Raw genomic sequence first — 9,596 nt, forward strand, 5'->3', positions numbered from 1 at the left:
GTACTATAGTAATAACTAAATTCTCCGAATAAATCTCCACCTAAGCCATAATCCCAAGACCAAAATAAATTTCCATCTTTAAATGCGTGTTGTAAAAGGAATGTAAAGAAACTGAATTGTGATAATGCATCTCCCGTACTAGAAAATACACTGTCTGATTTTAGGAAAAAGTAATGAAAAGCAAATGCACATATTATTAATAATGGAATAATAATAAGTGTGCTTTTAGTGAAAAATGTTCTTTTATTTACTTCTGAAGTCATTAAATAAATAAGCCTCCTTAAATGCAATTGCCACATTCTTCACCTCTGGATATCGTTTTATGATGAAGAAAAACTATGTATGAATCGGCGATTTTTAATAGTATTAATAAAGTGTTCATTTGTGCAATTTGTGGAAAATTTAGGGCGTGAATAGTTAATATTTACATGAAGAATTAACTATGAATTACCTTAATAATAGGTGTTAGACATCTAGTGCTGTTCGTTTCCAAGTATAATCATTCCAGAAAGGCAAGTCAATTTAAGATATAGATTGAAAAAGGGCTCATTTTCTAAGTGAAGAAGATAAAAATAAAAACTTCAAATTTGATTTGAAGTTTTTATTTTTATTTATTTTCGAGCCAGCTTTTTATTTATAAATCCTAAAATCAATACGCGTATTTGTGGATCGATTGCAAGACCGATAATACCGTATAATATACCAGTAATTGTTAAAGCAACTAGTGGCGGTAAGGCAATTAATATTGTGCGGTATAAAATATAGCTGATTATAAAGGCTAAGGTATTGAATATAATCCCTTTAAATAGTAACGAGAAGCCTTTACGAACAAATAGAGTGAATCCGATTAGTAACGTAATCTCGGTAAGGATAGCAGCAATAGCGGCTCCCATCATTCCGAACTGACTACCTAAGGCGATGTAACTTATAACGGCAACAGCTAGTCCGATTCCCATTGTTGTTGCACGTTTCCATTGTTGACCAATGGTCGTTAAATTATCAGCAAGTGGGTAGTTAATAGATTGTAGAATGACCATAAAGGCTAAAATGGCAAGAGCATCACCAGCTGGCGCATATTCTTCACCTAATAAAGTAACAATCCAAAAGCTTGGATTAGCGATAAATGGAATGGAGATCCCCATTCCTAAGAAAGACATCAGTTTTAATTCAAACTGAGATAGTTTTCTATGTTCATCAATATTTTTTTCATTTCCAAACGCAAATAACTTTGGATAGAAGGCTGCTGCAATTACACCAGGTATTTGATAAAGGACTGCAGGTATTTTCGATGCAGCTCCAAAGAATCCAACTTGCTCATATGTCGAAACTTTTTCTAATATAATAGGGCCTAACTGCGGTAAAAGCATAATGATAATGCCATTGATTGTGAAAATCAGCAGTTGATCTAAAATCCCTTTGTCCCAGCCCTTATGAACTGTCGTATGGCGGAGTACCATTATGAAGGCAATGACTCCTGTTACAAGACTAGATATCCCGTACATGGCAGCGACTGTCATAAGTGACCATTTCAATGACATTCCTAGTAGAAGCGCAGCAGCGGCTGTTACACCTTGTAGTACAGAAATAATCGCTGTAAATTGCATACGTTCTGTTACTTGGAAATAAGCCATTCCAACGCCTTGTAAAGTTGCTCCAAACATTGTTGGTAATACAACCCAATATACCATGGCGCGTAAGTAGGCATCCGTATAGAAGAACTGAGCAAAAATAGCGAAGAGTACAGAAATTACGACAGCTAATACGAAACGAATGCGTAAATAACTACTGATTAGTACGCTAATATTTGCATCCTTTCTCGTTCCTTCACGCATAAACGTATGTGTCAAACCTGCATCTGTGAAATAACAAATAACAGCGGAAACTGCTAATGCAGTTGTAAACATTCCATACTCACCGGGAGACACGTATCTTGCAAAGAGAATCGTCGCGATAGCAAGTACAAATCGAACAGTAATATTTCCTACAAATAGGTAGGAGGCATTTTTAAGAATCTTATTTGTTTTCATGGGAAAAAACCTTTCTATTCTTTAGGACCTTTTTTGTCTGTCCTATTTGTAAATTTGATTTGTTTACGGAAAGAGAGGTGAGTACTATATTTTCAGTTTAAGAAAACAGAAATTTAATTCGTACAAACCAAAGCATTGCATATAGTTTTTTACTACGCTTTCCGTTTTTTGAATAGATTTTACGGCAATATTTCTTTATATCTTTTTTGATTAATTGAACTTGGGCATTATTTAATTGAGAGTTTTCTTTAATGTATATACAAGCATTATTGATAACCGTATAAGGGAATAAATAAGTCTCAAGAATCTCAATAAGTGACTGAGGGTCTTTCGTAATGAAGTCTTGAGATTTATTATGTACCCAGTCTTTCATACGATTGAATACTTCCAGTTCTTTAGTTGTTTTTAATTCGTAATCTTTATATTTAGAAGAAAGATTTCCTTCTGATAAGATTCTATAATATGTTAAATATTCATCGACATAGCATACATTTGTCACACTCATTAGTTTAAATAAAAACTCCAAGTCTTCTCCCCAGCTACATCCTGGTGTAAAACGGATATTATGATTCATTGCGATAGAGCGTTTGAAAATCCAAGTACTTGTTTGAGCAACAACTTGGTGTGTTAAGAATGCTTTTGCCATATCACCTTTAATAAAGTTTGTTGTATGCTCAACCTTTTCGCCTGTTTCTTCGTAGAAATTCATATAACCACAATAGCACGCGTCCATGTTGTTTTTATGCATACTCTCGATTTGTTTCTCAATTTTAGTTGGATGCCATAAGTCGTCACTATCAAGGAAAGCGACGTATTCTCCGCTAGCATTTTCAATCCCTGTATTACGAGCTACTGAAACACCTTGGTTTTTTTGGTGAACGTACTTTACTTGACCCGGATATTTTTCTGCAAGGTTTTTTACGATAGAAGGTGATTGATCTTTACTTCCATCATCTACAATTACAATTTCAATGTTTTTATATGTTTGATCCAGTATCGAATGCATCGTTTCTTCAATATATTTTTCTGTGTTATACAGGGGTATGACAACAGAAACAAGTTGTTTTTGTTCCATCATAGAATTTTTATCTCCTCAAATTTTTTATGTCTTGCACCATATATACAAGCCTTTTGAAAGGAAGAAGATTACAAGAACATCTGTATCAGTTTAACGCATATAAACTTTGTAAATCAACTTTCTATTATTGTACTTTGTATAAAAAGTATTTATTATAGAATATATTGTCTTGTAAAAATATAGAAATATAATTTGAAAATTATGTATTTGAAGGGAGAAGATGAGATGTTAAGGCGATTTACTCGCAAATCTAATGTAATCCTTTTAGGGATTATTATGATAGTCGGTTTTGCGCTTCGTTTTGCAACTTTACAAACACATGGTGCAGATTTGACTCTAGCTAGCGATGATCTAGGTTATCAAAAAACGGCAACTATTTTATTGGAAACAGGAATGTTAACATATCATGAGCCGGATAAACCAACTATTCATATTATGCCAGGTTTTCCAGCGTTTTTAGCTACTGTATTTTACTTTTTTGGAAATGGCAATGAAGGCCTTTTTGTAGCTAAATTAATTATTATCCTATTAGGGGTACTTAGTATTTTACTAACTTATAAGATTGGTACTTATTTATTGAATCCCGCTGCAGGATTAATAGGTGCTTTCTTATTAGCTGTGTATCCTCCAGAGATTGTTGTGGAAAATTTAACTTTAACTGAAGGACCGTTTCTATTCTTTTCATTAGGATTATTATATTGGAGTTTAAAATTAGCTGATACTCATAAAACGAAACATTTCCTAATTGTATTAATTTTCTACTTTTTAGCATTGTACTTACGCGTACAAGTTGCTTTATATCCAATACCATTATTTATATATCTCTTAATGAAGCGCTATCCATTCCGCATTATGATGAAGCAAGCGATTATAAGTGTAGGAATAGGACTTATCGTACTTGGACCATGGTGGGCCCGCAATTATATTCAATTTGATAAGTTTATTCCACTAACTGCTGGGGCAGGGAATCCGTTATTACTGGGAACGTATCAAGGGAAAGGTTACCCAGAAGGTAAGAATATGGCAGAACTTGAAGTAGAATTACACGCAAAGTACCCTAACCTAGAAGCACATGAATTTATGGAATTAGAAGAAAAAATAGCGAAAGATAAAATGAAAGAATGGTGGAACAGAGATAGGAATTCCATGATAGAGAGTTATTTAATCTTGAAGCCAGAAATTATGTGGAAAAAACCGTATTATTCTATAGAGCATAATATTGAAGTATTCAATGTTTCTGCAAAGGATATGAATGAAATACATAATTTTATTAAGACGATGTTTTTAATATGTACAATACTTTCATTTATCTTCCTTTTAAAAAGGTGGAGAGAGACTACATTTTTATGGTCAATCCTTTTACTGCAAACAGCTTTAACTTGTTTTTATGCCGCATATGAAAGATATGCATTACCATTAATTCCATTTTTATTTATTATAATTGGAGTAGGAACTGTAGCAACGGTTATGAAAATTAGTAAATTATTAATTAGAAACAAATAGTTTGCAATGAAAAAGCACCTTGATTCGTAGAAGAATTAAGGTGCTTTTTTGTATAATATAATATTTGAATGTAAAAAAATTATTCGCTATCTGTTTTAGTTTGCGTTCCTTTTAATTTTTGCTTTAATAATGCATAATCTTGCGTTAATGTTACAAGTTGATGGTGTAGCTTAGAAATTTTTCTTGTTAGGTCAAAAATTAAGATGAAACAGAATAATAATCCAAATAAGAATAAGATGGATGGTGGATATTCTACTTTTAATAGTTTTCCAATCCAATTTATAATTTTATCAGTAGAACTTAAAATAGCCATTGCAACACAAACAAAAATCCACAAAATAGCATATTTTGTTTCTAAAGCCCCGCGACGAATAGAATTAATAATTAAGAAGAATAATAACAAAATAAAGATGAATGAAAAGGTAATTATATGCATTCACTATCAACCTTTCACGATTTTTTGCATCAATATAGCAAGGCTTACTTTAATCATGTAATATGCAGATTTAAGAGGTGTGATGGAAGATTGTCCACCTTGTCGCTCTTGCATATTTACAGATATCTCATTAATGCGAAGTTTTTTCTTTTTTAAATGAATAAGAACTTCTGGTTCTGGATAATCTTTTGGATAATTGTGTGCAAAAATTGTAATTACTTCTCGATTGATAGCACGATATCCAGAAGTTGGATCCATAAATGTTTGTTTCGTTAACACTTTCAGTAGGGCAGTAAAATAAAAAATACCGATTCTTCTTGAAATACTACCTTTATAAGCTGTTTTTTCTGTAAAACGTGAACCTAGCACCATATCGCATTGGCCTTCAGCAATAGGCTGTATAATTTTGTATAAATCATCCGGATTATGTTGTCCATCAGCATCGAACTGAATTGCAATATCATATCCATTCTCATATGCGTATTTATAGCCAGTTTGTACAGCTGAACCGATGCCCAGATTATATGGTAGATTAATAAGATGAACAGGGAAATTTTTTACGATTTGAGCTGTTTTATCTTGTGAGCCATCATTAATAACGCAAATGCTTAACGCTGTAAAATGTTGTTTTAGTTCTAGTAATCTTGTTAATGTATCTGCAATTGCTTCTTCCTCATTATAGGCTGGAATAATAATCAAAGTTTTTGGTATTGAAATTGGTACCTCGATAGACATTACCGCACCACCCCTTACATATTTAACTATATTATGGTTATTTATAAACAACTTTACTTAATATACCATTAAAAGTATAAGAAAATAAAGGAAAAACTGATGGGTGATTTTAGGAGGAAGCCACTGATACAAAGGCAAGCGATAGTATTTTTTATAATAAAAAATACATGCAAGGAAGGACCTGTGCATGTATGATGAGAAGATTATGTTAAATATTCCAAGGCTTACTTAAAGTTAAAACTTCAGCCATCTCTTTACTTTTTAAACGTCCCTTTTTTCGGTTTTCCGCGCGTTCTAAACCGGTTGTGTGTAACCAATGTTCTTCCTGAGTTTCAGGGAGTACTTGTGGTACGGACGAAGGTTTTCCATCTTTTATCGCCACAAATGTAATGAAGCAAGTAGCAGCAATTCTACGCTCGCCTGCTAATAAATTTTCTGCGATTACTTTTACGAAAACTTCCATTGAAGATTTCCCTGTATAACATACAAATGCTTCATAACAAACAGAATCAGCTTGGTGAATTGGAGTTAAAAAATCAACTGAATCAATAGATGCTGTTACGCAATGTTTACGACTATGTCTTGCAGCCGCAATTGAAGCAATACTATCAATTTCTGCTAATAATTTCCCTCCAAAAAGTGTTTGGTGATTATTTAAATCGTTAGGAAAAACACGTGTTGTCTTAATTGCTTTAGATTCTCGCATGAATTTCTTTTCCATATATTCAGCCCCTATAGTCTGTTTTCAATCAGAATAATATGTGTAAGCGGAGTACTCATATTAGATATTTAATGAAGTAAAGTGTATTCCAAAAGAGAATGATTTAAACTTCTGTATTTGTATTCATATAACTGAAAGAAAATTTATTTTATCTAAAATGTAGTGTAAAAGAGGATTCGCTTACATTGCAAGTAAAAAAGTAATGACTATGTATTTATCATAGAAATTCCCTATCAGCCATGTACCCATTCATGATAGAATCGTTTTGTTATGAATGGAAATAGAGGTGCAATGGACATATGAATCATATACAAACAAATTTTTCATCTTTCTTCAATAAAATTACGATCGGTGCGATGCTCGCATTTTTTGTTTATAGTTGTTGGGCAGCATTTGAGACAAGTAAGCAATTTTTTGGAGGAAGTACAACAAGTGTAACAATCATACTGGCAATTTTCGTCATACTCATTTTGTTAGTGGCATCAATCCTACAATATCGTTTTACAGATAAACAATTTCTTATTTTTCTTATAAGTATATCTATAGTTGTGAGACTTAGTATGCTGTTATTTGTAGATGCTCCAATAATCGGTGATATGAAAGTGATGTATGAGTCTGCAAAGCAGATTGCAATTGGTAATAATATAGGGACTGTAACTCATTTGCCTTTTATTATATATGAGTCAGTAATTATTCGTATATTTGGTGATACATTATTCGCTTTACAACTATTTAATGTGTTATTTTGCGCAGGAACCGCATTTTTTATTTATCGTATTGCGGCAATGGTTTTTGGAGAAGAATGCGGGCGTATTGCTTCTATATTTTATGCTCTGTATATTCCAAATATATTCATGAGTTCCGTATTAACTCCTGAGTCACTTGCAATATTTTTATTTTATTTTGCTTGTTACATACTTTTATATAACGGATTAGATCATCCTTATATGTGGTTGTTTTCAGCGATTTTATTTGCATTTAGTAATATGATTTTCCCAATGGGATTATTTCTTCCTATTTTTATCACGGTATATATATTATTAATTGAAGTGTTTCAATCAGCAACGAAACAAAAAGTGTTACTAAAGATGATAGGGATACTTATTCTATTTTATAGTGCTCATTTTAGTGTGAATTATGGAATTAAGACAATGGGACTGTCACAATATACGATTGCGAATGAGACGTATGTTCAATCTGTCTTAATTGGAAAAACGCAACATGAGGAAAAAATATCGAAAAATCAAAGTGTAACAGAGCATATTGATCAAAAGTTAAAAGAGATTGAGGGAGAAAGATTTAAACTTTTAGAACCGATGATAAATCAGTTTTCAGAGGAGGGGATAAATTCTATTCTTTTCAAATGTGAAAAACTGATATATATAGCCGTAACATTGTTTATGACTATAGCTCTATTACACTTCCTAATTAAGAAACAACAAAATGAGGGATATATGTTGTTCTTATTTTTAATTAGTGGCTACGTATTGTTAAAGCTCTTCCAAGTAGATATGGCATATTACAATGTAATTATGCCGGCATTGTTTATTTTGCAGAGCTTTGGTGTTTATATGAGTTATGTGTATTGTCAAAAAATATTTTTCAGAAAGTAAAAAGAATCCATTCTGGATTCTTTTTTTGATGGAAGATGAAATTTAGTAGTCAGTGCAGATGAAAAGTATGCCTGACCTGAATTTTGTCTTATCGATTTAGTTCTAGTTGCAAATTATCGGCTGTTAGAGCCATTTGTGAGGAATCATCTTGAATTCCTTTCATGACTTGTGAAATAGCTTGTAGCTCATGTTCAATTTTCTTATTCTGTTCTTTTGAGTTAGACATATCTTTTACAATTTCTTGGAAGTATCGATCTGTTGCCGACATACTATCCGTTCCTTCCGATACGAGAGAGCTAATTTGTTTCACGGAAGACGAGACACGGGTAATTTGTTCATTTGTTTTTTCGACGAGCTTTGTAACGTTAAATATCGATTCTTTCGTTTGCTCTGATAATTTTCGGATTTCACCAGCAACAACAGAAAACCCCTTCCCAAATTCTCCAGCACGTGCAGACTCGATAGCAGCATTTAGTGCGAGTAAATTTGTTTGCTCCGCGATCGATTTAACGATATCTATGATTTCGTTAATTTTGTTAGAAATATCGAGAAGTTCATGAGTATCTGTAATAATCGTTTCCATATTCATTTGAATAGATCCCATTCGTTTGTTTTGCTGGTTTAATTGTTCTTTCCCTTTATTCGCTTTTTCTTCAGATGTTGTAGCTAATGATGTACCTGTTTTAGCAATCTCTACAATAGTTTCAGACTTAGCGGTTAGTTTTTGAATAGAAGAGCTTGTCTTTTCAGATACAGCAGCTAGTTCTGTTGCGATATGCGTAATTGTCATAGCAGTTAGTTCTTTTTCTTTCTCATGCTCTTTTTGCATTCTTTCATATTCAGATTCATAAGCTGCAAGAACAAGTTCTTGTTCAAGAGTGAATAATTTATTTATGACATTTATAGAATAGGAAAAATCATCGATTGTTGTTATTTTTGTTTGCAAAATCTTCATAATAGAGCGGAATAATTCTTGATAAGCAGCAGTATACCATTTTCGATGTAAGCCAATTTGTACATGTCGTTTGGCAATCCTAACACGCTGTTCAATAAAATCTTCATGCATATTGCCGCTGAATAATTCTTTAATATGTGTTTTTAAAGTTTGCTTTAGTTTTGGAATAGAGCTGTAACGTTCAATAATAGTAATTAAATTAGGTTGTTTTGTAATGTTGGCATAGAATTTTTCAGTAATCCAATCAATTTCTGCATAAATAAAAGGCTGTAGTACTTTTACAACTTGTAAATCTTCTTTTGAAATGTGTAGCATATCCATTTGAATTTTCAGTTCAGAATTAGTAGGTACATTAAAAGTTATTTGTTGGTCCTTACTTAATTCGATTATACTGGTGTTTGTTTTATTAATATTTTTTTTGAAAACCCCAAGCATCATTCTTCCCCCTGTGTATAAAACGTTTTCAATTTTAAAACTAATATAGAGTAATTATATATGCTTATATATAATTACTCTATATTAGTTCGT

General features: G+C 32.3%; 9 protein-coding genes and 1 pseudogene. 2 read left to right on the plus strand and 8 right to left on the minus strand.

The window, feature by feature from the left end; all coding sequences use genetic code 11:
- The 3 genes from DN403_RS29140 to DN403_RS29150 form a co-directional block, all read right to left on the minus strand.
- Positions 1 to 263: YfhO family protein (locus tag DN403_RS29140; RefSeq protein WP_149186047.1), on the minus strand; the 263-nt coding region annotated here is incomplete at its 3' end.
- 348 nt (positions 264 to 611) lie between these two features.
- Positions 612 to 2,027 carry an oligosaccharide flippase family protein gene (locus tag DN403_RS29145; RefSeq protein ID WP_000856150.1) on the minus strand — a complete coding sequence of 472 codons (1,416 nt, stop codon included), beginning with the start codon at positions 2,025 to 2,027 and terminating at the stop codon, positions 612 to 614.
- Positions 2,028 to 2,124: 97 nt separating this feature from the next.
- Positions 2,125 to 3,105, minus strand: coding sequence for a glycosyltransferase family 2 protein (locus tag DN403_RS29150; protein ID WP_000970513.1), 981 nt, complete (start codon positions 3,103 to 3,105; stop codon positions 2,125 to 2,127).
- A 225-nt stretch (positions 3,106 to 3,330) separates the two neighbouring features.
- Between DN403_RS29150 and DN403_RS29155 the strand changes: the two genes are divergently transcribed.
- Positions 3,331 to 4,608: a glycosyltransferase family 39 protein gene (locus DN403_RS29155; protein ID WP_000946117.1), complete on the plus strand. Its 1,278-nt coding sequence runs from the start codon at positions 3,331 to 3,333 to the stop codon at positions 4,606 to 4,608.
- Positions 4,609 to 4,687: 79 nt separating this feature from the next.
- Here the strand turns inward: DN403_RS29155 and DN403_RS29160 are convergent, their stop codons facing one another.
- The 3 genes from DN403_RS29160 to DN403_RS29170 all read right to left on the minus strand — a co-directional run bounded on the left by DN403_RS29160 (position 4,688) and on the right by DN403_RS29170 (position 6,500).
- Complete coding sequence (locus DN403_RS29160; RefSeq protein WP_000547569.1) at positions 4,688 to 5,044, minus strand: DUF2304 domain-containing protein; 357 nt, start codon at positions 5,042 to 5,044, stop codon at positions 4,688 to 4,690.
- A 6-nt stretch (positions 5,045 to 5,050) separates the two neighbouring features.
- Positions 5,051 to 5,779 (minus strand): glycosyltransferase family 2 protein, encoded by a 729-nt coding sequence (locus DN403_RS29165; protein WP_000021473.1) that lies wholly within the window; start codon positions 5,777 to 5,779, stop codon positions 5,051 to 5,053.
- 208 nt (positions 5,780 to 5,987) lie between these two features.
- The gene (locus DN403_RS29170; RefSeq protein WP_000412126.1) at positions 5,988 to 6,500 is read right to left on the minus strand and encodes an acyl-CoA thioesterase; all 513 of its coding nucleotides are present in this window, start codon (positions 6,498 to 6,500) and stop codon (positions 5,988 to 5,990) included.
- A 299-nt stretch (positions 6,501 to 6,799) separates the two neighbouring features.
- Here DN403_RS29170 and DN403_RS29175 point away from each other — a divergent pair, with 299 nt between their 5' ends.
- Positions 6,800 to 8,113, plus strand: coding sequence for an ArnT family glycosyltransferase (locus DN403_RS29175; protein WP_017762716.1), 1,314 nt, complete (start codon positions 6,800 to 6,802; stop codon positions 8,111 to 8,113).
- Positions 8,114 to 8,201: 88 nt separating this feature from the next.
- Here DN403_RS29175 and DN403_RS32460 read toward each other — a convergent pair whose 3' ends face one another.
- Both DN403_RS32460 and DN403_RS32465 read right to left on the minus strand, forming a co-directional pair.
- Positions 8,202 to 8,942 carry a methyl-accepting chemotaxis protein gene (locus tag DN403_RS32460; protein ID WP_372464371.1) on the minus strand — a complete coding sequence of 247 codons (741 nt, stop codon included), beginning with the start codon at positions 8,940 to 8,942 and terminating at the stop codon, positions 8,202 to 8,204.
- 15 nt (positions 8,943 to 8,957) lie between these two features.
- A pseudogene (locus DN403_RS32465) lies at positions 8,958 to 9,506 on the minus strand (protoglobin family protein); the annotation flags it as partial.
- Between the last annotated feature and the right edge of the window lie 90 nt (positions 9,507 to 9,596).

The organism is Bacillus sp. AY2-1 (assembly GCF_008368965.1).
Classification (GTDB): domain Bacteria; phylum Bacillota; class Bacilli; order Bacillales; family Bacillaceae_G; genus Bacillus_A; species Bacillus_A thuringiensis_S.